This window comes from Alkalibacterium kapii (assembly GCF_007988865.1).
In the GTDB taxonomy this organism is placed as follows: Bacteria; Bacillota; Bacilli; order Lactobacillales; family Carnobacteriaceae_A; genus Alkalibacterium; species Alkalibacterium kapii.
The window spans coordinates 128,698-151,734 of sequence record NZ_BJUY01000001.1 but is presented as its reverse complement, the minus strand read 5'-3'; the positions used below and the strand labels follow the sequence as shown (position 1 = coordinate 151,734).

Annotated in this window: 22 protein-coding genes; 15 read left to right on the top strand and 7 right to left on the bottom strand. The window is 40.2% G+C overall.

From position 1 onward, the window contains the following. Positions 1–153 precede the first annotated feature (153 nt). The 7 genes from murB to rpiA all read left to right on the top strand — a co-directional run bounded on the left by murB (position 154) and on the right by rpiA (position 6,970). On the top strand, positions 154–1,155 hold the full coding sequence (murB, locus tag AKA01nite_RS00670; protein ID WP_146922884.1) for a UDP-N-acetylmuramate dehydrogenase: 1,002 nt from the start codon (positions 154–156) through the stop codon (positions 1,153–1,155). Positions 1,156–1,269: 114 nt separating this feature from the next. Further along, entirely contained in the window at positions 1,270–2,190 is a 921-nt protein-coding gene (locus AKA01nite_RS00665; RefSeq protein ID WP_186805038.1) for a Gfo/Idh/MocA family protein, read from the top strand. A gap of 173 nt (positions 2,191–2,363) precedes the next feature. Next, the gene (locus tag AKA01nite_RS00660) at positions 2,364–3,488 is read left to right on the top strand and encodes an ABC transporter ATP-binding protein (protein ID WP_146922773.1); all 1,125 of its coding nucleotides are present in this window, start codon (positions 2,364–2,366) and stop codon (positions 3,486–3,488) included. Continuing rightward, the gene (locus tag AKA01nite_RS00655) at positions 3,481–4,287 is read left to right on the top strand and encodes an ABC transporter permease (protein ID WP_146922771.1); all 807 of its coding nucleotides are present in this window, start codon (positions 3,481–3,483) and stop codon (positions 4,285–4,287) included. Before AKA01nite_RS00660 ends, AKA01nite_RS00655 begins: the two co-directional genes overlap by 8 nt. Beyond that, entirely contained in the window at positions 4,287–5,120 is an 834-nt protein-coding gene (locus AKA01nite_RS00650; RefSeq protein WP_146922769.1) for an ABC transporter permease, read from the top strand. The genes AKA01nite_RS00655 and AKA01nite_RS00650 overlap by 1 nt, the downstream gene beginning before the upstream one ends. Then, positions 5,120–6,187, top strand: coding sequence for an ABC transporter substrate-binding protein (locus AKA01nite_RS00645; protein WP_146922767.1), 1,068 nt, complete (start codon positions 5,120–5,122; stop codon positions 6,185–6,187). Before AKA01nite_RS00650 ends, AKA01nite_RS00645 begins: the two co-directional genes overlap by 1 nt. Positions 6,188–6,292: 105 nt before the next feature. After that, positions 6,293–6,970: a ribose-5-phosphate isomerase RpiA gene (gene rpiA / locus AKA01nite_RS00640; RefSeq protein WP_146922765.1), complete on the top strand. Its 678-nt coding sequence runs from the start codon at positions 6,293–6,295 to the stop codon at positions 6,968–6,970. 519 nt (positions 6,971–7,489) lie between these two features. On the opposite strand, the gene AKA01nite_RS00635 is transcribed toward rpiA, so the two are convergent. Then, positions 7,490–8,437 carry an L-threonine 3-dehydrogenase gene (locus AKA01nite_RS00635; RefSeq protein ID WP_146922763.1) on the bottom strand — a complete coding sequence of 316 codons (948 nt, stop codon included), beginning with the start codon at positions 8,435–8,437 and terminating at the stop codon, positions 7,490–7,492. A gap of 85 nt (positions 8,438–8,522) precedes the next feature. Then, positions 8,523–9,716, bottom strand: coding sequence for a glycine C-acetyltransferase (locus AKA01nite_RS00630; RefSeq protein WP_146922761.1), 1,194 nt, complete (start codon positions 9,714–9,716; stop codon positions 8,523–8,525). A gap of 185 nt (positions 9,717–9,901) precedes the next feature. Between AKA01nite_RS00630 and AKA01nite_RS00625 the strand changes: the two genes are divergently transcribed. The 4 genes from AKA01nite_RS00625 (at position 9,902) to AKA01nite_RS00610 (ending at position 13,968) form a co-directional block, all read left to right on the top strand. After that, on the top strand, positions 9,902–11,203 hold the full coding sequence (locus AKA01nite_RS00625) for a pyrimidine-nucleoside phosphorylase (RefSeq protein ID WP_146922759.1): 1,302 nt from the start codon (positions 9,902–9,904) through the stop codon (positions 11,201–11,203). A gap of 537 nt (positions 11,204–11,740) precedes the next feature. Next, on the top strand, positions 11,741–12,694 hold the full coding sequence (locus AKA01nite_RS00620; RefSeq protein ID WP_146922756.1) for a cation diffusion facilitator family transporter: 954 nt from the start codon (positions 11,741–11,743) through the stop codon (positions 12,692–12,694). Between the two features lie 256 nt (positions 12,695–12,950). Continuing rightward, positions 12,951–13,652: an AzlC family ABC transporter permease gene (locus AKA01nite_RS00615; protein WP_146922754.1), complete on the top strand. Its 702-nt coding sequence runs from the start codon at positions 12,951–12,953 to the stop codon at positions 13,650–13,652. Further along, a complete protein-coding gene (locus AKA01nite_RS00610) occupies positions 13,645–13,968 on the top strand; it encodes an AzlD domain-containing protein (protein WP_146922752.1) in 324 nt (107 codons plus the stop codon). The genes AKA01nite_RS00615 and AKA01nite_RS00610 overlap by 8 nt, the downstream gene beginning before the upstream one ends. 141 nt (positions 13,969–14,109) lie before the next feature. Here the strand turns inward: AKA01nite_RS00610 and AKA01nite_RS00605 are convergent, their stop codons facing one another. From AKA01nite_RS00605 to mvk, 5 genes are read right to left on the bottom strand one after another with little or no spacing between them, the layout of a single operon-like run. Continuing rightward, positions 14,110–14,607: a hypothetical protein gene (locus tag AKA01nite_RS00605; RefSeq protein ID WP_146922750.1), complete on the bottom strand. Its 498-nt coding sequence runs from the start codon at positions 14,605–14,607 to the stop codon at positions 14,110–14,112. Positions 14,608–14,653: 46 nt separating this feature from the next. Continuing rightward, entirely contained in the window at positions 14,654–15,712 is a 1,059-nt protein-coding gene (fni, locus tag AKA01nite_RS00600) for a type 2 isopentenyl-diphosphate Delta-isomerase (RefSeq protein WP_146922748.1), read from the bottom strand. A 20-nt stretch (positions 15,713–15,732) separates the two neighbouring features. After that, a complete protein-coding gene (locus tag AKA01nite_RS00595) occupies positions 15,733–16,809 on the bottom strand; it encodes a phosphomevalonate kinase (protein ID WP_186805037.1) in 1,077 nt (358 codons plus the stop codon). Positions 16,810–16,825: 16 nt separating this feature from the next. Further along, positions 16,826–17,806 (bottom strand): diphosphomevalonate decarboxylase, encoded by a 981-nt coding sequence (gene mvaD, locus AKA01nite_RS00590; protein ID WP_146922744.1) that lies wholly within the window; start codon positions 17,804–17,806, stop codon positions 16,826–16,828. Beyond that, positions 17,799–18,755 (bottom strand): mevalonate kinase, encoded by a 957-nt coding sequence (mvk, locus tag AKA01nite_RS00585; protein WP_146922742.1) that lies wholly within the window; start codon positions 18,753–18,755, stop codon positions 17,799–17,801. Before mvk ends, mvaD begins: the two co-directional genes overlap by 8 nt. Positions 18,756–18,968: 213 nt before the next feature. On the opposite strand from mvk, the gene coaA reads away from it, so the two are divergent. The 4 genes from coaA (at position 18,969) to AKA01nite_RS00565 (ending at position 22,935) form a co-directional block, all read left to right on the top strand. Then, entirely contained in the window at positions 18,969–19,892 is a 924-nt protein-coding gene (gene coaA, locus AKA01nite_RS00580; RefSeq protein WP_146922740.1) for a type I pantothenate kinase, read from the top strand. Positions 19,893–20,033: 141 nt separating this feature from the next. Then, complete coding sequence (locus AKA01nite_RS00575) at positions 20,034–21,026, top strand: sensor domain-containing diguanylate cyclase (RefSeq protein WP_186805036.1); 993 nt, start codon at positions 20,034–20,036, stop codon at positions 21,024–21,026. A 77-nt stretch (positions 21,027–21,103) separates the two neighbouring features. Continuing rightward, positions 21,104–21,841 carry a WecB/TagA/CpsF family glycosyltransferase gene (locus AKA01nite_RS00570; RefSeq protein ID WP_146922736.1) on the top strand — a complete coding sequence of 246 codons (738 nt, stop codon included), beginning with the start codon at positions 21,104–21,106 and terminating at the stop codon, positions 21,839–21,841. Beyond that, positions 21,838–22,935 (top strand): glycosyltransferase family 4 protein, encoded by a 1,098-nt coding sequence (locus AKA01nite_RS00565; RefSeq protein ID WP_146922734.1) that lies wholly within the window; start codon positions 21,838–21,840, stop codon positions 22,933–22,935. The genes AKA01nite_RS00570 and AKA01nite_RS00565 overlap by 4 nt, the downstream gene beginning before the upstream one ends. Positions 22,936–23,037 lie beyond the last annotated feature (102 nt).

The window sequence follows — 23,037 nt, the reverse complement described above, 5'->3', positions numbered from 1 at the left end:
AAGCGAAAACGGTTGAGTGTCTATAAAGTGACAATTGATTGATATTTCTACACAATTACCTATAATAATGTTAAACTGAATATGCTTATTTTAACTAAGAATAATATAATGAATATAAAGCAACCATTTAAAATGAGAGGAATCACTGAATCGATGACTATAAAAGATCTAGTAAAGGCATTTCCAGATGCTAATATAAAAATTGATGAACCCTTATCAAAGTATACCTATACCCGAACAGGTGGACCTGCTGATGCTTTGATATTCCCTAAAAGTAAAGAAGAAGTTCAAGCTTTAATGAAATGGCTGAATGAAAATGACTGGCCGACAACTATTTTAGGCAATGCCAGCAATTTGATCGTCAAAGACGGTGGTATTCGCGGAGCTACGATTATTCTGACTGATATGAACCGAATCACGATCGAAGACAAGACCATCCGTGTGCTTACCGGTGCACCTTTGATCGAAGTCAGTAAACGTGCATTAGAAGCAGAACTTACTGGGCTCGAGTTTGCCTGTGGTATCCCGGGGAGTGTCGGGGGAGCCATTTACATGAATGCCGGTGCCTATGGAGGCGAGGTCAAAGAAGTGATCAAACAAGTCACGTTACTGACCCGAAAAGGTGTAATCAAAGAAATGACGAATGAGGAGATGGATTTTGATTACAGACACAGTATCATGCAGGAAACCGATGATATTGCGTTAGAGGTCGTTTTTGAATTAGAAGCTGGCGATCCAGAAGAAATCAAAGCTAAAATGGATGAACTTAGTTATTTAAGGACATCCAAGCAGCCACTCGAGTACCCCTCTTGTGGTTCTGTCTTTAAACGTCCAACAGGCTACTTTACAGGCAAGCTTATTCAAGATGCCGGTCTTCAGGGTTATACATGGGGCGGCGCACAGGTCTCAATGAAACATGCAGGATTCATTGTGAATATCGATAACGCCACAGCGACAGATTATATCGAATTGATTGAACATATCAAAGAAGTGATCCTTGAAAAAGATGGTGTTACCCTTGAAACTGAAGTTAAGATCATTGGACAAGATCTGGTTTCAAATGAAAAAACAGGACGTGTTCTGATTGATAAGGCAAAAACGTCTTTGAAATCAACCTTCAGTAAAATCTCACTTGCTGATGAAAGTACAAATTGATATAAAAACGATCCATTCTCCTTATATGAGAGTGGATTTTTTATAAAGGGAATGACTCTGACGCATGGTATAGTAATTATAGCGTTAAAGAGAAAATTACGGAGGGACAAAGATTTGAAAATAGGTGTCATAGGATTAGGTAACATTGCTCAAAAAGCATATTTACCCATTTATACAGCTCGACATACAAAGCATGAATGGTATTTTTCGACGCGTACACCGGATACGTTAAAAACAGTAGGGAAAAAATACGGCATTCCTGAGGATCGTCAGTTTACTGACTGGAAAAATCTTTTGGAGCGTGTGGATGCCGTTTTTATCCACACGCCGTCAGACACTCACGAGGACGTATGTCGGGCATTTTTAAAGAAGAAAATCCCTGTGTTTGTCGATAAACCGCTGACTGAAAACAGTGAGCAAACGAAAGCGTTATTGACGTATGCAGATAAACAGAAAACGCTTCTTATGACGGGGTTCAACAGACGTTTTGCTCCTATGGTTCAGGAGATCAAGCAATTACCGAATAAAAATCATCTGATCCTACAAAAAAACCAAAGCGATAACACAGATTTCGATGTGCGCTATCGTGTTTATGATTTGATGATCCATCCGCTGGATACAGCGCTCTATCTCATGGATGAACCGCCGGAAGTCATTCAGTCTGATATTGTTGTTGAAAGGGGTCGATTCAAGCGAGCATGGGTGATGCTTAAGACATCAAAATCTACGGCTTATGTTGCTATAAATAATGAATCAGGAGCAAAACTTGAAGTATATGAAGTACAAAGTCCTGAAGCGACAGTCATTTTGAAAAACCTTACCGATAAAACGACCTACAACAGTGAAGGAGCCATGATGACTAAAGCAGGTGACTGGGTAGAAATGCTGGAAAAAAGAGGCTTTGCTCCTATGATAGCAGCCTTTATACAAGCAGTGGAAACAGGTGGAGAAAATCCCATTTCATTAAAAAGTGCATTACTCACTCATGAAGTATGTGAAACCATCATCCAAAACTATAAAAACAGTAAAGAATGACAAGCAGTTAGTTTAATAATGATTTTTTAAAACTGTGTCGTTTTATCGCCAATTTTTGAACACATTTTCTTGATGAACAGGTTATATAAATCAAATAAATATTGCATTTCACCCCTTAGCCGATATAATAATGAGGTTCGATAAAATCGGTTTTAAAAGGGGTGTTTTTGTTGATGGAAAAAAATATTGTTTCCTTCACGCACGTTGAAAAAAAGTATGAAGAAGAATATGTCTTGAAAGATATTACATTTGAACTGAAAAAAGGAAAGTTTTATACATTATTAGGTCCTTCAGGCTGCGGGAAGTCGACGATTCTTAATATTATCGCGGGTTTTACACAGCCTAGCAGCGGAGTCGTCGTCTTGAATGGAGATAATGCCATCAACACGCCTGCTGAAAAACGTAAAGTCAACACCGTCTTCCAGGATTATGCCTTGTTTCCTCATATGAATGTTTTTGATAATGTGGCTTTTGGATTGAAATTGAAAAGAATAAGTAAACAGCAAATAAGAGAAAAGGTAAAGACAGCTCTACAGCTCGTACGTCTGAATGGATTTGAAAACAAAGAGACCACAGAAATGTCGGGCGGACAGAAACAGCGCGTTGCCATAGCGCGTGCGATCGTCAATGAACCGGATGTTCTTTTACTGGATGAACCTCTCTCAGCGCTTGATTTGAAATTACGTACGGAAATGCAGTATGAACTGCGAGCACTGCAGCGCCGGCTGGGGATCACCTTCCTATTCGTTACACATGATCAGGAAGAAGCACTTGCTATGAGTGATGAAATCATGGTCATGAAAAATGGAGAGATCGTTCAGACAGGTACACCTATGGATATTTACGATGAACCCATCAATCGCTACGTTGCTGATTTTATTGGTGAAAGCAATATTGTAAAGGGACGTATGCTTTCTGATTATCTCGTATCTTTTGCTGGCAAACGGTTTGTTTGTGTAGATGGCGGCATGAATACAAATGAAAAAGTTGATGTCGTTATACGTCCGGAAGATTTGACAGTCACGGACGCTGATGCTGGTCAAATACAAATAACGGTTGAAACACAGCTTTTTCGCGGCGTTCATTATGAGATCGTTGGCCTTGACCAGAGCGGCAATGAGTGGTTGATACATTCTACAAAAAAGACAGAATCAGGAAAAATTGTCGGCCTCACGTTTCAGCCTGAAGACATTCATATCATGCGTTTAAGTGAGACAGAAGAAGATTTTGATGAGCGGATAGAGCAGTATACGACATCTGTGAACGCGGATGAAAAAGGAGCCGATTTCCATGGATAAACAAAGAAAGCTGCTGTCCGCCCCTTATTATTTATGGATGGGCTTGTTCGTTGTTGTACCTGTCCTTTTGATGCTGTTTCAGTCCTTTAGAGATATGGATGGATCCTTTACATTTTTAAATCTCAAGGGTTATTTTACATCCCCCGTTTATCTGTATATGACGGGACAAAGCTTTTTATACGCTTTTTTGATCACTGCCATGACTCTTTTTATAAGTTATCCTGCCGCATACTTTCTTACAAAGACAAAACACAAACAACTTTGGCTTTTAGTGCTGATTTTACCAACGTGGATAAACATCCTGCTTAAAGCTTATGCGTTTATTGGGATACTGAGTCAGTCAGGTCTCGTCAACCAGCTGCTTGGTGTGATGGGGGTCGGCCCTCAGCCGCTCCTTTTTACACGATCGAGTTTTTTGATCGTTGCTACGTATATTGAAATTCCCTTTATGCTGCTGCCGTTATTTAATGCCCTTGACGGTATTGAAGGATCGCTGATTCTAGCAAGCCGGGATTTAGGAGCAAACGAGTGGCAGACGTTTCGTTCAGTTGTTTATCCCTTATCCTTATCGGGAGTGAGAAGTGGGATCCAGGCCGTGTTTATTCCTTCTTTGTCGCTCTTCATGCTGACCCGGCTCATAGCAGGGAACCGTGTCATGACATTAGGAACAGCGATTGAACAGCACTTTCTCGTTACAAAGAACTGGGGGATGGGATCTGTGATGGGGATCGTCCTGATTGTAATCGTGTTTGTGGTTATGGGGCTTACTCGTAAACATCAAAGAGGAGGCATCGGATAATGAAAAAGAATACAAAACGCTCTTCGGTCTATCTTGCTGTCGTTTTCATCCTGCTGTATCTGCCGATTTTATATTTGTTCTTTTATTCATTTAATAAAGCCGGAACGATGAATCAGTTTCAAGGTTTCACTTTTAAACATTATTCAGCGCTTCAAAAAGACACGCGCCTTTTGATTATTGCTCTTGATACACTGCGCGTGGCGCTACTCTCTTCTCTCGCTGCGACTGTAATAGGTACACTGGGAGCTATTGGTATTTATTTTTCCAGAGCGAAGCGGACCCAACGCATCCTTATCAACCTGAACACGATCCTGCTTGTTTCTCCTGATGTCATTATAGGAGCCAGTTTCCTTCTGTTGTTTACGCTGATCGGTTTCAGACTAGGCTTTTATTCCGTCCTTGTTTCTCACATCGCCTTCAGCATACCTATCGTTGTATTGATGGTTTTACCGAAACTTGAAGAAATGAATGAACACATGATCACAGCCGGCAGAGATCTGGGCGCAAATCAGTGGCAGGTTTTGAAAGAAATCATTTTGCCGGACATCCGTCCAGGTGTTTTTGCAGGTTTCTTTATGGCTTTTACGTATTCGATCGACGATTTTGCAGTATCTTTTTTTGTGACAGGCAATGGATTTGCAACGTTAGCGGTTGAAATCTACTCGCGTGCGCGTCAAGGCGTGAGCCTGGAAATCAATGCATTGAGTACGCTTCTCTTTTTAGTAACGATAGGCCTCGTTCTTATCTATTATTTTATACAGAAAAAGCAGCGTTCAAAAAAACAACCCTTATCTTTGGATCCAACTAATCACGAGAAAGCGGTGAGACCTTAATGAAAAAGCTGACAGTTCTATCCTTTTTGATCGTGTTGCTCGCCAGTGGTCTGCACTTTACCAAGAATCTTTTGCAGCACACCAGTGGCACTGCGGAACCAGATATCTTCCATTTATATAACTGGGGAGATTATATCGACCCAGAACTGCTCTCACGCTTTGAAAAAGAAACAGGCTATCAAGTGATTTATGAAACATTTGATTCAAACGAAGCAATGTATACGAAAGTCGAGCAGGGCGGAACAGGATATGATTTAGTGATTCCGAGTGAGTATATGATTGCTCGAATGATAAAAGAAGACCTTGTTCTTCCACTTGATCATGAAAAAATAAACGGATTCGAAAATATAGATGGTGCGTTTATGGATTTGAGTTTTGATCGGGGTAATCAGTATTCAATACCTTATTTTTGGGGGACGTTAGGCATCGCTTATAATGAAAACATGGTCAAGGATGCTCCAATGACTTGGGAGGACTTATTCGATTCAGAATATCGTAATAGCATTCTAATGATCGATGGAGCCAGAGAAGTGCTTGGGATCGGTTTGCAGGCTACGGGACATTCTTTGAATTCTAAAGACCGGAACGAATTGGATGCGGCAGCCGACAAACTGACGGACCTAGCTCCCAATATCAAGGCACTTGTCGCTGATGAAATCAAGATGTATATGATTCAGGAAGAAGCGGGTCTGGCAGTGACTTATTCCGGTGAGGCAGCTGACATGATATGGGAAAATGAGGACATCCACTATATACTCCCTGAAGAAGGGTCGAATTTATGGTTCGACAATATGGTTATTCCTTATACGGTAAAAAACAAAGAAGCAGCTTATGCTTTCATCAATTTTATGCTTGTCCCTGAGGTAGCTGCTCAAAATGCTGATTATATCGGCTACAGTACCCCAAATAAAGCGGCAATGGCCTATTTTGCAGAAGAGACGATTGAAGATGAACAGTTTTATCCTGATCAAAGTACCCTGGAGAAACTGGAAGTATATGAAGATTTGGGACAAGAGTTTATAGGCCTATATAATGACTTGTTTTTAAAATTCAAAACGTTGAAATAAAACTGATGAGAGGAAGTGACGTCCAATTAGGATGCTCACTTCTTTTTTTCCAGCCTATTTTCTGTGCTATAATCGAAGTAATACAAACAATAAGGAGTCGGTAAAATGAATTTTAAAGAAATGGTAGGAAATAAAGCGGCCGAATTTGTAAAAGACGGGATGGTTGTAGGACTTGGTACAGGATCTACCGCTTATTATATGGTTGAAGCAGTAGGAAAACGTGTAAACGAAGAGGGCTTGTCTATTACTGGCGTGACGACTTCAAACAGAACAGCAGACCATGCTGGAAAGTTGGGAATCCCTTTAAAAGATATCAATGACATAGAAAAAATCGATCTTACCATTGATGGAGCCGATGAGATTTCTGATGACTACCAGGGAATAAAAGGAGGCGGGGGTGCTCATTTATTTGAAAAGATGGTAGCCAATCAGTCAGCCGAAGTGATATGGATCGTGGATGACAGCAAACTGGTTCATAAACTGGGTGCTTTTCCATTACCGGTAGAAGTCGTGAAATTTGGCTGTCAGCAAGTTTTTCGTCTATTTGAAAAAAAACATATGAAGCCAAGCTTTAGAAAAGACGATAAAGGTGACTTATATTTGACGGATTCAGGAAATTACATTATTGATCTTCATTTGGAAGAAATCGATAAGCCGCATGAGCTTGCGAGCTGGCTGGATTCTCTGACAGGGGTTGTAGAGCACGGACTGTTTTTGGACTGTGTGACCAAAGTTATTGTGGGTACAGAAAATGGACCAGAAGTAAAAGATGTCAAGCGCTGATTGAATTGCGATAAAAGATACAGGGGAAGAGTAGGAAATCGATCTTATTGTGTCTGTTAATCTTTATATGAAGATAGGTGATATGGACTGATAGTCTAATAATGGGAACTCACGCAGAGAAAGTGGTTCGAGAAACTATTATTCAGCGATATAACAGGAACTCCAGTAGTTGTTTGTGCTCGAGTTTATACTATAGCCCTCTTTAATGGTAACTCAAAACAATAAGTGTGATCGGGTAGCTGTTACAAGCGCTCATAATACTAACTCCATTAAAGGGGTTAAGATGAGTTACCACTGTAAAGTGTTATAAGAGCAGCTCAAGGAGAAACCTGATTTGAGTTCCTAATATGACACCATATGAACCTACTTCAAGTCAAAAAAATGAGTTTGAGCAAGTTAATTCAAAATGAAAAAAGGCGACAACAGGCCGCCTTCCACATCTTATTCTTATATCTCGATAAAAAAGACTGCGTTCATCCACAAAGCTATCATTTCATGGATAAATGCAGTCTTTCTCATTTAGTTCTTTTTCTTTAATTGTTTCAGCATATCTTCTGTCATTTTCTTTAAATCATACTTAGGAGAAAAACCCCACTCTTCTTTAGCCGAAGTAGTGTCAAGGGCATTGGGCCATGATTCAGCGATATGTTGTCTGACAGGATCGACATCATATGACAGCTCAAAATCCGGTATATGTTTCTGGATTTCCTGAGCGATATCCTCTGGCGCTATGCTCATTGCACTGACATTGTAAGCATTGCGATTCAAAAGTTTATCAGCAGGAGCTTCCATCAGTTTTATGATCAGCTCGATCGCATCCGGCATATACATCATGTCCATATATGTACCTTCTGCAATAAATGAGGCGTATGAATGATTTGCCAGTGCTTCATAATATATATCCACAGCATAATCCGTCGTCCCGCCGCCTGGAAGTGTAGCGTAGGAAATGAGTCCAGGGAAACGGACACTGCGTGTATCCACTCCAAATTTTTGATGATAATAATCGCACAACAATTCGCCGCTTACTTTTGTCACGCCATACATGGTAGTCGGCCGTTGGATCGTTACTTGAGGCGTTTGGTCTTTCGGTGTTGTTGGGCCGAATGCTCCAATTGAACTGGGGGTAAAGAATGTCAGATCATGTTCTCTAGAAACTTCCAGTGCATTAAGTAAGCCCCCCATATTCAAATCCCAGGCTAGTTTGGGTTTAGCTTCGGCTACGGCGGATAATAAAGCAGCTAAATGGATAAAGGTATCCACATCATATGTTTCCACTAAATCATTCATGCGTGCTGCATCAGTCACATCCAACTGTTCAAAAATACCTTCTGAAACGACTTTTGAATTTTGCGGTGTTTTAATGTCGGTAGCCACAACATTCTCCGCCCCGTAAACTTCTCTTAATTTCAACGTAAGCTCTGAACCGATTTGTCCAAGAGCACCTGTAATCAATATTTTTTTCAAAAAAAAACCTCCGACCTTTATCTTTTAGAAAGAGGAGAAAGGGAAAGAGCTTTTGCCCGATCCTCTTTCTCCATTTTTTGTCTCTTTATTTTATAACATTCAATTCCTTACCGACTTTTTCATATACGGCCAGAACCTCATCCAGCATTTCCTTTGTATGAGCGGCAGTCGGCATATTTCTTACTCGTCCAGTCCCGCGTGGAACGGTCGGGAAAACAATGGATTTAGCGTAAACTCCTTCTTCAGTTAGACGTTTTGAGAAAGTCTGTGTCAGTTTTTCTTCGCCTAGGATACATGGGGTGATTGGTGTTTCTGAGTTACCGATATCAAAACCTAGATTTTTTAATCCTTCTTTAAGGTAGCGGCCATTTTCCCAAAGTTTGTCATGCTCTTCAGTAGAATTCGTCATAATGTCAATGGCTTCCATACATGCCGCCGATGCTGCCGGCGTAAGCGATGTAGAAAAGAGGAAGGGACGTGCACGGACTTTAAGCCAATCGATAAGATTCTGCGTTCCGGCCACATATCCGCCAACAACACCAACTGCTTTGGAAAGAGTTCCCATCTGGAAATCGATTTTATCCTGCAGTCCAAAGTGTTTAACTGTTCCGGCACCTTTGCCCATGACGCCTGAACCATGTGCATCATCCACATAAGTGATCAAGTCGAATTCTTCAGCGATCTCCACGATACCCGGAATATTTGCAACGTCGCCATCCATAGAAAATACACCGTCAGTAATATACATAATTTTTTCGTATTGACCGCTCTCTACAGCTTCTTTGGCTTTCGCACGTAAATCATCCATATCCTGATGTTTGACACGGATAACTTTGGCTCCTGATAAACGGCAGCCATCAATGATCGATGCATGATTCAACTCATCAGACAAAATGGCATCATTTTTATTCATAACAGCTGGGATCGCGCCCATATTACAGTTGAAGCCTGATTGAAAAGCGACGGCTGCTTCCGTTCCTTTGAATTCTGCGATTTTTTGTTCCAGTTCTTTGTGGATCGCTTGTGTACCATTGATTGTACGCACTGCACCTGCACCAACGCCGTAAATATCAGTAGCTTCATTCGCTTTTTCTTTTAAGCGCGGGTCATTGGCAAAGCCTAGATAATTATTAGACGACATATTGATTAGTTCATGCCCATCGATAGAAATTTTCGCTCCATTTGGACCATCAAGAACATCTATCTCGTTGTAAAGTCCTTTATCTTTTAATTCCTGTAGATTCTTTTCTAAAAAAGTATTCAATCGTTGACTAGTCATGAAATCTCTCCTTATTAAGAATATTTTATCATCCTAAGTAATTCTACCACTTTTTTACTGAATCATATAGTCAGGAGTCAGATTATTGGAATATTCTTATCATTACTTAGCTAAATCCCCCTACTTATATCGTTACTTTATGGTACACTGTATAGTATAAGTAAATAATTAGGAGTGAAAGAATTATGCGTATGATTGATTTAATCGAGAAAAAGCAGCACAACGAAAGTTTGACTGAAAGCGAAATCAAATGGATGATCGAACACTATACTGCCGATGATATTCCTGATTACCAGATGAGTGCTATGGCAATGGCTATTTACTTCAATGGAATGAATAATGAAGAACGCAGTGCCTTGACGATGGCTATGGTAGAATCCGGCGATCAAATCGATCTGTCACCTATCGAAGGGGTCAAGGTCGATAAACATTCAACAGGCGGCGTAGGTGATACAACGACGCTAGTATTAGCGCCCTTAGTTGCGAGTGTGGGTATTCCAGTGGCTAAAATGAGTGGTCGAGGACTGGGTCATACGGGCGGAACAATCGATAAATTGGAAGCGGTGCCTGGCTTTAACGTAGAAGTTACACAAGAAAAATTCGTTGACCTTGTAAATAAAAATAAAGTGGCTGTAGTAGGGCAGTCAGGAAATCTGACACCAGCAGATAAAAAAATGTATGCACTTAGAGACGTGACAGGTACCGTGGAGTCGATTCCTCTGATTGCCAGCTCGATCATGAGCAAAAAAATCGCTGCCGGAGCTGATGCGATCGTTTTAGATGTTAAAACAGGTGCTGGAGCATTCATGAAGAGTGTTGAACAAGCCAAAGAACTTGCCGAAACGATGGTTAATATTGGTGAAGCTGTCGAACGCAATACTATGGCAGTTATTTCAGATATGAGTCAGCCTTTAGGAAATGCTATTGGAAATAGTTTGGAAGTCAAAGAGGCTATCGATACATTAAAAGGACACGGACCAGAAGACTTAACAGAACTGTGTCTTGTTTTAGGGAGTCAAATGGCTTATTTAGGTGGAGTGGGTTCATCTTTAGATGAGGCACGCGCAAAGCTTGAAGAAAACTTGCAGAATGGTAAAGCGCTGGATGTCTTTAAAACGTTTATTGCTGCCCAAGGCGGGGATGCCTCAGTGGCAGATAACCCTGATGACGTTCTTCCAAAAGCAGAATATACGAAAGAAGTCACAGCTGAAACATCCGGGAAAGTAAGCGAGATCGTAGCAGATCAAATCGGTATTTCTGCAATGATGCTTGGAGCTGGGCGCGAGACCAAAGAAAGCCAGCTTGATTTGGCAGCCGGATTATACATTCATAAAAAAATCGGTGATAAAGTGGAGAAGGGCGAAGCCTTAGTTACTCTTTACTCCAACAAAGAAATTACACAAGACGTGGTCGATAAGATTATAAACAATATCAAGATATCAGATGAAGCAACGACACCAACGCTTATCCACCAAATCGTACAGTAATCAAACTGATATATTCATACTAATTTTTAAAAGACCGTGTCAAGCTCAGCAAGGCTTGACACGGTCTTTTAAAGTGTTCAACAAGATATTGATAATAGTATCAAAAATTGAGTTGTGTCGATACTTATACCTTCTCACGTCTTAGCTTCCACTCAAGTACTAAAAAGCAACCACTTGGCCCTAGACAGGGGTATACGGCCAACTAACATTAAAACTGCACTTCAGTGGAGACTAACTGTCTGTTTTAATGTCTACTTGATTACAAAAAACTTTGCGGTCAGTATAAGATACGCATTTTATGTCCTACCCATAAATAAATAAGATATAAGTATTTAGTATACGTAGACCGTGTGCACGTATCACACTGTTCAAAATACTGAAAAGACAATCCTTTTAATTGAAAAATTAACAACAGGTGGTACCATTGCAGTAAGGCTTACTTGCATTTAGCAGGACTTTTACTCGACTAACGATAGCCAAAAATAGAAAAATGAAGCATCTGGTTTACATATAATAAAAGACAGGAGGACACCGATCATGTCCGAAAAAGAAGCAAAACAGAAAAATGAAGATCATACCAGTGAACAGTTAGATAAAGAGAAACCAAAGGACCAGGCTAAAAAAAATATTGGGATCGTATTTTTTATAAATCTTATTTTCTCGGTTGTTGAGTTTGTATTCGGCTTTATATTTAATAGTGTATCCATAATGTCCGACGCCTTACATGATTTGGGCGATGCTATCTCAACAGGATTTGCCTGGTTTTTCCAAAAGTATTCAGAAAAAGAAAGAAACAATAAATACACCTTTGGCTATAGTCGTTTTTCTTTACTGGGAGCACTCGTGACTGCTGTGGTTCTGCTGGGAGGGTCGTTGTTTATTATTTACAGAAGTATCCCCCGCCTTATCGATCCAGAACCTGTGGATGTGACCGGGATGATCTGGCTATCCATAGTGGCTATCGTGCTGAATGGCTATGCAACCATCCTATTGCGCAGAGGTTCTTCAAAAAATGAAAGTGTACTCAGCCTTCATATGCTCGAAGATGTTCTTGGCTGGATAGGGGTATTAATTGTAAGTATCGCCATGCATTACACTGACTGGTACCGGCTGGATCCGATTTTATCTATGCTTATAGCAGGATATATTTTCTATCTGACTTTTCCACAGCTGATAAGTACAATGAAGATTTTACTGAATCGCGCACCTGAGGAAGCGGATGTCAAAAAGATTGTTGATAAAATAAAAAATCTGACAGGTGTCAAAGATATTTCCGACTTTCATATTTGGTCAATAGACGGAGAAGAGAATGCACTGGTAGTAACCGTTCTGTTAGAGTCAGCGGATATCAGCAAGAAGCAGAAGGTGAAAGAAAATATAAGAAAGATCGCAAGAGAAAATCATGTGCAGGATCACGTGACGATAGAAGTAGTGACCGATGAAGAAGATTTTAGAAATAAAGGGCTATCTGAAAAAAAACAATACGAGTGAGTAACCAATCACCAACTGTTTCGCTGAAAAAAGTTAGTATAAGGAAGTGAACATCATTGCTGAAAGCCAGTGGAAAAGATAGAGTACTGAGATGCCGAGGAAAATCGAGAAGAAAGAACAATATCAGTCATGATTGTGTTCAATAATTGACAGGAGTTATTTGGAAAAAGAGGCAGAACTTTTATCTGGCTCTTTTTTTAATACAGAAAATCAGCTATGCTATATGAACAAAAGCTTATTTTCAAAGGAGGATAATATGGGAAATACAGCAATATTGAAGGGATTAAAAGCAGGTTTGCCGATTATGGCGAGTTACACGGCATTAGGTCTTGCTTGTGGCATCGTTCTGTTTGATGCGGGATTTAGTGTCATGTCTATATTTCTTATGAGCCTCCTTGTCTACGCAGGGGCAGCTCAATTTCTGGCAGGAAGTATGGTGGTGCTTGGGGCATCCGTTCCGTCTATTATTTTAATGGTCTTTTTTTTGAATTTAAGGCATATATTGATGGCAGCCAGCATTTCAAAACATGTTAAAAATAAGTCTGTCGGATTTCTAGCACTTTTTGGTCATACGCTGTCGGACGAATCATTTGGTATCAACTATTCGAATTTTCAAAAAGACAACTGGACAGTAAATGACGCTATTGTTACAAACTTTTTCAACTATTCGGTTTGGGCTGTGAGTACTGCATTAGGCGGAGTTATTGGAAGTCAGTTCATTATCAATACTCAAATCATGAACTATGCACTGATTGCGATGTTCATCTGCATGATGGTCATGCAGTTCGTTTCGAAAACATACATTATAACCGCAGTTATTTCTATTGTTTTATCTGTCTTTTTCACTCTACTTCTTAAACATAATATTGCTTTGGTTATAGCTACGCTTTTAGCATCGATGATAGGGTATTATATAGAAGTAAATTCAAAAAGAACAGGAGTGAGGTCAAATGACTAGTCGATCATTTATACTGATAATAGGCATGGCAGCAGTTACTTTTCTTCCCAGGTTTTTACCTCTTCTTTTTTTAAGTAAAAAAGAGATATCACCGTCTTTCAGTCGCTGGATGACTTACATACCGGTTTCGGTTTTTGCTGCATTGGTCGCTTCAGATGTGTTTTTTTGGGAGGGATCATTCTCTCTGCAGCCGGATGAAAATATCAAACTCCTGCCTTCTATCATCGTTCTTTTTATTGCACTGAAAACAAAAAGTTTACTCTGGTCGATGCTCACGGGAATCATTGCTATTACACTGCTTTCTTTAATGGTTTAAAAAGAATAAGAGGCTGGGACAAAATTGGTCCCAGTCTCTTATTCTTTTTATAAAGGTGCACCAAAAAGCAGACCTGTCTTTGACTCCACAAAGAATACAGGAGAACCATAATTGTCCTGCGCTGTTTGTTCTACTCTTTGATCAAAAAGTGATGGAAGGTTCGCCTAATACCCATTCCCCTAACCTGTTTGCCCAACTTTCCGTCCAGCAAAAAGAGTAGGGGACCGCATAATCTTTTCTCAAGTTCTTATATCTGCTCAGATTTGCCCAGGACCAGGAAACAGTTCCTATAATGACAAGGTAGAAGGGACCGAGCAAAAGAGACTGATAAGTATGGCCGTATTCGTGCACAGATAAACGATTACATAAGTTTTCTAGATAAATCTGATTATTCTGATACTTTTTTTGCAGAGTCTTATCGTTTTCATCAGGCGTAAAAATAAATAACCCCAGTGAAACTCCTTTGAGGGAGGGCCATTTTGTACGGATGCTGCCATGATAAAAGTCATGGGGAGCGTTGACAAAGAACAGAAACAAACAAAGACCGACGAATGACTGCAGAAATCCCCAAGTCAATTGCAGGATAATGTATAGAGTCAACCAGACATAAGTCAACACCGATGATGTTTTCTTTTTCATAGACAGATCAAACCTTCATTCAAAGAGCACTTAATGAGTAGGATCATCATTGTTTAGAGCGAAAAGCATAGCGGCGCCTGTCGATATTTCGAGCATCGCACCATTCTGCTGACTGACCAGTAATCAGGACATCAGTCTTTCTTAAATCATCTACAGTTCTGGCACCCAGTAAAGTCATGATACGCTTTATTTCTTCTTTCCAGTGGTTTAAAGACAAGATAGCTTCATCCAAATCACTCAGAGCCATATGCATGATTTGACTGGAAAGCCCGCTTATGGAGGCGCCCAAAGCTAAAGCCTTGACGATTTCCATTGGACGTCTGATTCCTCCCGATGCAATGAGCGAAGCCTGGGATATACTCTCTTGAGCTTCGAGCAAGGAAACCACCGTTGATTGTCCCCAGGATTCAAAATCATCCAGTTTGAATTCTTTTCTACGAAAATTTTCTATCTGTGCAAAGTTCGTGCCGCCTTTACCACTGATATCGATCAGACTTACACCCAATGTCTCAAGTAGCTGAACCGTTTCCCTAGACATGCCAAAGCCGACTTCTTTTACGATGACAGGGATCTGTAGATCTTCTACGATCGATTGAATGTTTGTGATCCACTGAGAAAACTCACGGTCTCCTTCTGGCATAACGATTTCCTGAGGTGCATTCAAGTGTATTTGGAGGGCATCGGCGTTCAATAAATCAACAGCACGCTTGGCATTTTCCAGACCATGTCCAGCGCCAAGGTTAGCAAAAACCAGTCCATGTGGGTTCGTCTTGCGAACGATTTGAAAGGACTCGGACACAGTCGGGTCTTTGAGTGCAGCGCTGACTGAGCCTGTTGCTATTGCAAGGTCGGTTTCTCTTGCGATCAATGCCAGCTTTTCATTGACTTTCCCAGTCCACTTGCTGCCTCCGGACATTGCATTGATGAAAAAAGGAGAAGAGAAGTGAAGGTCGTCCAGTGTGACGTCAAGTGAGATATCCTTAACATCACACTCGGGTAAAGAATGATGAATAAATGAAATATCCTTGAAGGAAGAATCGCCTTCTGGATAAAATTTTTCTGACAAAGATACATGTTCATTTTTTCGGTTGTTGGTTTTTGACATAAGCTACACTCCAGATTTGGTTAATTATGTTTATCATACACTGTAAGAGGTAAGGGTTCAATAAAGTTAGCCTGCCATTCCTTTATAATGCTCTCTTTTTGACTGTATGATTCAACAAAGGCAATCCCACAGTCTCCGCCACCGGCACCAGATGTTTTTGAAGCAGCCCCGTGTTTGCCTGCAATGTCATTGAGAAGAGAGAGCTGAGGTGTTTCTAAAACAAAATGATTTGTTTGACTCATTGTCAAAAGAAGTCCTCTATTAATATCTACAGCCCTTTTTATTTTGTCACGATCATTCGTTTTTAACCCTGTGATCAGTTCGAGTACAATAGCTTTGCTCTCGTTTAAAAAAGTCTGATAACTGATCGTCTTCTGGTCTTTTTGGAAAGAAGTAACAAAAGACTCTGTTGAGGCAGGCTGGCCAGTCCAGCCAACCAGCAGCTCCATAGAAACAGGGGGATTTAATCGTTCTATATTAAGCTTTGGCCATGGTTTTTCGATGAGCAGTGAGAGAGTGCTCTCATTCAGCTGGTCACTGATCCATTTTCTATCAGGACTAGCGTAAGCCAGCCAACCCGTATAAACAGCAGCCGCTAAATCTCCCAGTGACCCCTTTTTTCTCAATGAAGTATGAACGACAGCAGCAAGTTTGAATAATTTATCATCATTAAGTTCAAACTCTACAGAATGTAAAACTGCCAGGATCGTTGCGACTGTCACAGCTCCACTGGAACCTAGGCCGTATTTCAGCCCGTCAGCACTGTCTAAGTCACTTTTTATGTGAACGTCGTAGTAAGGGAGTGTGATTTTCTGTTCTTTCAAAAAGCGTTCAGTTATTTCCAGTGTTTTCAATAGAATATCAGCTTTTTCATTGAAAGTTTCAAGGTTCATTCGATCATTGTTTCGTCTCCATTTTAGAGGAGTTTGTGAAAGGGAAGCCGATAATACCTTTCCGAAATGTTCATTTGAAGGTGAAACGGATACTGTTATAAAACGATCGACCGAGACTATAACGGCTGGATAACCCGATTCAACGACCGCATACTCACCAGCGATATATAATTTTCCGGGTGCTTTATTTTCTGCCTTCTTCATTTGATCACCTTTTCTGTTAAAGATTTGGTTTTGATATAGCATGGAGGCCTGGACCTGGTTTAGCTGAAATCAGTTGAGACTCCTTGAAGTCCACAAGCAAATGATGCTTTATGTCCTCTAACTCAGATTGTCTGCAAATAAGTTTGACATTTGGACCTGCGTCCATAGTGAAATGAACAGAAAAACCTGTCTCTCTCAACTGTTTCACTGCATCCATTGCTTTTATACTATCAGGTGACCAGTAAGTAAAAGGTGGTTTAGCTCCAAGAGTGGTTGCATGCATTTTCAATGCATTCCGTTCGGCAATTTCGCCAACTTTATGAACATCCTGGTTTTTGATCGCTTCTTTCATTGTATTCAAGTCAGCATCCAGGGTATCCAGCCAGCCTTGATAAAAGGGTGAGGTATTAACAGTTCTTGACATACCTTCCCGACTCGAAATATCTTTTTTCTTATCATTGACAACGATAAAAAGCATACCGATATCCCAGTCCGCCGCGTCTACAGGTACGGCAAAAGACGTCTCGTGGCTATGTCCTTTCTGCCATTCAGCGAAACCACCGTATATACTGCGGGATGCTGAACCCGAACCTCTGCGTGCAAGTTTTGAAAGATCTTTTGAAGAAAGGTCCAAGCCGGCAGCGCGACTGGCAGAACCAGCTAAAGCGGCGAGTCCTGAAGCTGAAGAAGCCAGACCGGCAGCTGTAGGCACATAGTTATAACTGTCAACTCTAGCTTTCGTTTTTATACCTGCTTTTTTTCTAACCAGATCAAGCACGGTCTTAACTTTGATCAAAGCATTAAAATCCTGCATATGACCATTCAAATACAGCTGGTCAGATTTTAAATCGTCATCGAAAGTGACGTTTGTTTCTGTGTAAAAAGCATCCAACGTCAAAGAAAGAGAATTATTCATCGGTATGATCAGATTTTCATTTTCTTTGCCCCAATATTTGATTAAAGCGATATTCGTGTGTGCTCTCACCCAGTTACTCATTTATATCCTCTCCTTTGAGCCTGTGGATCCAAGTTTTTGCGGCTCCCTGTTTTAGTAGTTTATGTTCAATACTCTCTGCTTTTTTTCTGGAGGTGGCCAGTGCGATCATACAGCCGCCACGTCCGCCTCCAGTCAGCTTAGCGCCTAATGCACCAGCTTCCAAGGCAGTCTTGACCAGCTGATCCAGACTGTTATTACTGACTGTTAGTTGTTTGAGAGATTCGTGCGCCTTTGAGAGTGTCCGGCCCAGTGTGTAAAGATCATTGTTGAAAATAGCTGATTTAGCCTTCAGAGTCAGTTCTCCAATATGTCGGATCAATGGCTCAGCTATTTCATAGTTGTTTTTCAGCGCCTTGGCTACATCTGCGACGGCTCGACTAGTTTGGCCTGTTTCACCTGTATCAGCGACGACAAGATAACCGCTTATATTTAAAGGGAGTGATTCGAAAACATATCCTTTTTTATAAAAAAGGGGTTCTTCGCTGCTGGTAATGCGTGCATCGATGCCACTGGGGTTACCATGAATTATTTTTTCTGAAAGATCAACATAATATAAAAGCTGCTCTTTTTCTAAACTTATATCGAAATACGATAAAAGCGCCTGAACAAAGGCCATTGAAACAGCCGCGCTTGATCCCATTCCCCTCTCAGGTGGGATGTGACTGGTTATATTGATGTCAATATGATCAATCGTTTTTTTAAAATCGCTGCTGATTTTTTGTAATAAAACACTTAAATAATTTAATTCTTTCGGAGCCTTACTCAAAGCACCGGCGTAATAATTTGATGTAATCGTAACAGGTCTGTCTGTTTTTTTTATGATGACTTCTACCGATGCTGCTTTAAACGGAATAGCGATCGCGGGTTCACCATAAACAACAGCATGTTCACCAATGAGAATAATTTTCCCATGAGCTTTCCCACTGTGTGATGCTGAAGTACTCTTCATAAACTCACCTCTTTTTGTCTGTTTCATTTTACAACGTTGATTTGAAACTCAGTTAAATGAACTGGTTGTATATACCCATTCATTTTATCATATCACAGGATGCTAAAGTTTTGTATAAATCAGAATATCAAAGAATATCAATCAGTAGTGTGAAAGCGTATAGAAATTTGGTAAACTGTTAAAGATAAATATGATAAGAGTGGAGGTCTTCGCATGAAGGATTCAGATTCCTTTTTTATAATCAATCGTCAAGAGTGGAAAGAATTGAATAAAGATAAAAAAATGATGCTTACAGATGCTGAAGTAGAAGCATTAAGGTCTTTAAATGATAATGTTTCAGTTATGGATGTAAAAGAAATTTATTTACCCATATTAGAAATTTTAGACAAATACATTAAGCATTACCATGAAAGACAAGATGAAATCAAGCATTTTTTAAGCAAACCACACAAAAGGGATCCCTATATCATCGGTATTGCCGGAAGCGTGGCGGTAGGGAAAAGTACGCTGGCACGATTTCTCCAGACAATGATGGCACGTGCTTATCCGGACTTGAAGGTCAGTCTGATCACAACGGATGGCTTTCTTTATCCTAACAGCGTTTTAGAAGAACGTGGCCTGTTGAACCGTAAAGGATTTCCAGAAAGTTACGATATGCACCGGTTGATCAGTTTTATGGGAGATGTTAAGAGTGGTAGAAGAAATATTGAAGTTCCTCTTTACTCTCACCGTCTGTATGATATCGTGCCGGGCGAATTTGAAGTAATCGATCATCCGGATATTTTAATTGTTGAAGGGATCAACGTCCTTCAGCTTCCCACGAACGAAAAGATATTTGTCAGTGATTTTTTTGATTTCAGTTTTTATGTTGATGCCGAACCTAAGAAAATAGAAAAGTGGTACCTTGAGCGTTTCGGACTATTGTTGAAGACTGCTTTTAAAGACCCGTCCAACTATTATTATCCCTATGCTATTGGAGACAAAAAAGAAGCCTTTGATATGGCACGCAAGGTCTGGAGAAAAATAAATCTTAAAAACCTGGAAGAATTTATATTGCCTACACGGTTTAGAGCAGATATGATCCTGCATAAAACAACGGATCATTTTATCGATCTGCTGCTGCTTAAAAAGCACTAGAAAGAAAAGTGATCGGGCAGAAATGTAAAGTGAATTTATGACGATTGTGTGACGGATCTCATGATGGACACAGAAATCTGCCGTTACTGAATATAAAATATGACCAGACTGTACTATACTGGTAAAAAGGAGGCGGATGAGATGAGTGATGAAAATCAAGAGAGAGAAATCAGACGATTGAGAAATGAGCTGGAGGCAGTCAAACGTTTGAACAAAGAGCTTTTAAATCTGCAAGAGCAGCAGGATTCACTGGAGTTTTCATGGATCGGCAATTTAGGACACTGGTTCTGGGATTTCAAAGAAAATAAAGTTTCATTTAATCCGAAAAAAGCCGAAGCCCTGGGTTTCAAAAAAGAAGACCTTCCAGAGTTTGTTGATTTCCAGTTTTTCACTAATCGCCTGCATCCAGAAGATTACGAACATGTTATGAAAGTCATGAAAGATCATTTATCAGGTAAGATTCCCGTCTGGGAAGTGAAATATAGAATCCAGGCTAAAGATGGATCGTATAAAACCTATTATGACCGGGGAACAGTTACTCAGCGTTCAATAAGTGGTGAACCGCTGTTTCTTTCCGGCATTGTTTTTGACATAACAAATTATGAGGCTGAAAAAGCGGAACTAGAAAAAGCAAACAAAGAATGGGCGCAACTGTCAAAACTGGATAAATTGACAGGTTTATTTAATCGCACTAATATTCTCGTTAAATTAGGTCAGATTTTATCTGAAGTGAATAAACACAGTCGTCAAACGGTTTCTTTGATTATTTTAGATATCGACAATCTTGAACACCAGAACGCATTGTTCGGTCCCTTATTCGGTGATGAAGTCATAAAAGCAGCTGCCAAAGCAATTAAGGACACTTTGAACCCTGACTTTCCGGCAGGCACTTTTGAAGGAGGAAAGTTTCTAATAATCCTCCCTGATGTCAAGAAAAACGAGGCAAAGAAAATTGCTGAAACAATTCATGGTAAACTGAAAAGCCACAAATTCAGCGAACCGGCTGAAGTGACGATCAGTTCGGGAGTTGCTGAATATAGAGAAAATGAAACCGTCAGTCAGATTTTTAACCGTGCTGACAGATTATTATCAAAAGTCAAAGAGAATGGAAAAAATGATGTTTCATCGGATTGATGGGTGAAGTATAAGCTGATCGTTCACCTGATCATGATCACTATGCAGTAAAAGTCAGTAGAATGGGTGAGCATACAATGGAAACCAAAGTAACGATTCTAGGGATACCGTTCGATAACATAACTCGAAAGGACTTTTTAAATGCTTTATATAAACGCATGAATAATAGGCAGAAAACTTTTCTGGTAACTGCAAATCCTGAGATTGTCATGTATGCACATGACAATGAAGATTATTATAAGTTATTGCTTCAGGCAGATTATATAGCCCCGGACGGTATTGGTATCGTAAAAGCATCACGTACTCTAGGTAAACCTATCAAAGAACGTGTACCAGGATATGAACTTATGCTAGGGTTACTGGAAATGGCTGATTTAGAGAAAAGGAATGTCTATTTTATCGGTGCAGAAGAAGAAGTCATTGAATCAACAGTATCGAGAGTGAAAAAAAAATGGCCAAATATAAATATTGCAGGGTATCATCACGGTTATTTTAATCATGCGGATCCTGAAATGATTGAAAAGGTAAAAGCCACTGAACCTGACTTGATTTTTGTAGCTTTTGGCTTTCCAAGACAAGAAAAATGGATAAGTAATTATTTAAGTCAAGCTTCTCATGGCATAGCCGTTGGGGTAGGAGGAAGTTTTGATGTTCTGTCTGGAAAGACTAAGCGAGCACCTGCTTTGATACAGTCTCTCCACATAGAGTGGTTGTACCGCCTGGTCAGACAACCATCGAGATACAAAAGAATGGCAGTGCTCCCCAGATTTATCAAACAAGTTTATAGACAGAAGAAAAAGGAAAAAGGCCAATGAAGACATTTTTTTTGAATGCCGGAAATGAAACGGGGGGCGGACGCGTTCATATCGTCTCCCTGCTCAAAGAGCTTAAGAATCAGCAGATCGACTTGATCGTTTTTGAAGAAGGTCCTGTAGCAAAGGCGGCTCGTCAAGAAAATATAAATGTATATGTTTTCGAGCAAAAAAGCCAGTTTGATCTCAGTGTGTTATTTCGATTGAAGCGATTTATTGAAAAACAGGGTTATTCACTTGTACATACTCACGGACCTCGGGCAAATACCCTCTTCGCATTTTTAAAGCCGTTTGTCAAGTTGAAATGGATAATAACTTTGCACAGTCATCCGTTGATGGATTTTAATAATCAAGGACTTAAGGGAAAGGTATTTGAAAGTATCCATATCCGTACGTTCAATAAAGCAGATGGTGTCATAGCTGTTTCCAATGAAATCAAGTCTTATATCCAAAGTAGAGATGTAGATTCTGATCAGATAAAGGTCATCCACAATGGTATCTTGTTCCCTGAATCACCTTCTCGACCAAACTCAGGAAAAACACAGTTGTTTACTCTGGTTACTGTAGGAAGGCTGACCGAAATCAAAGGCAATACCCTGCTTATGGATGTACTGGCAACTTTTGATAAAAGTAATTGGCGATGGATGGTTTGCGGGGATGGTGAAGACTTGAACAGCCTGAGTAGAAAAGCGGCAGAATACGGATTAGAACACCAGATTCAGTTTAAAGGCTGGTTGTCTGCAGGGGAAATCAAAAAAGTGCTGGCCCAGGCAGATGTGTTTGTCCTCCCTTCCTTGAGCGAAACATTCCCGTTATCGCTTCTGGAAGCGGCAAGCCAAAAGGTGCCGGCTATTGCTTCAAATGTAGGCGATGTAAACAAAATAATCAAAGACAAATCGATGGGCTGGCTTGTTGCCCCCAATGATCGCTATGCCTTGAAAAGAGCACTGGAAGATGCCTATCATTCATGGGAAAAAGATGAGCTGAGGTTTAAAGGGAAACAGCTTTATAAACATGCTGAAATGTTTACATTGAAGAAACAAGCGCAGTCAGTATTGGCTTTTTATAAAAAAATCTTGACAGAACCCCCGAAATAGACAACAGTTTATTTCAGGGTTTTTTTGTTATAGCTATAAAGACTTTATATACAGAATAAGCGCAAGAATACATGAGTTATGCTATACTATAATACGAGAAAC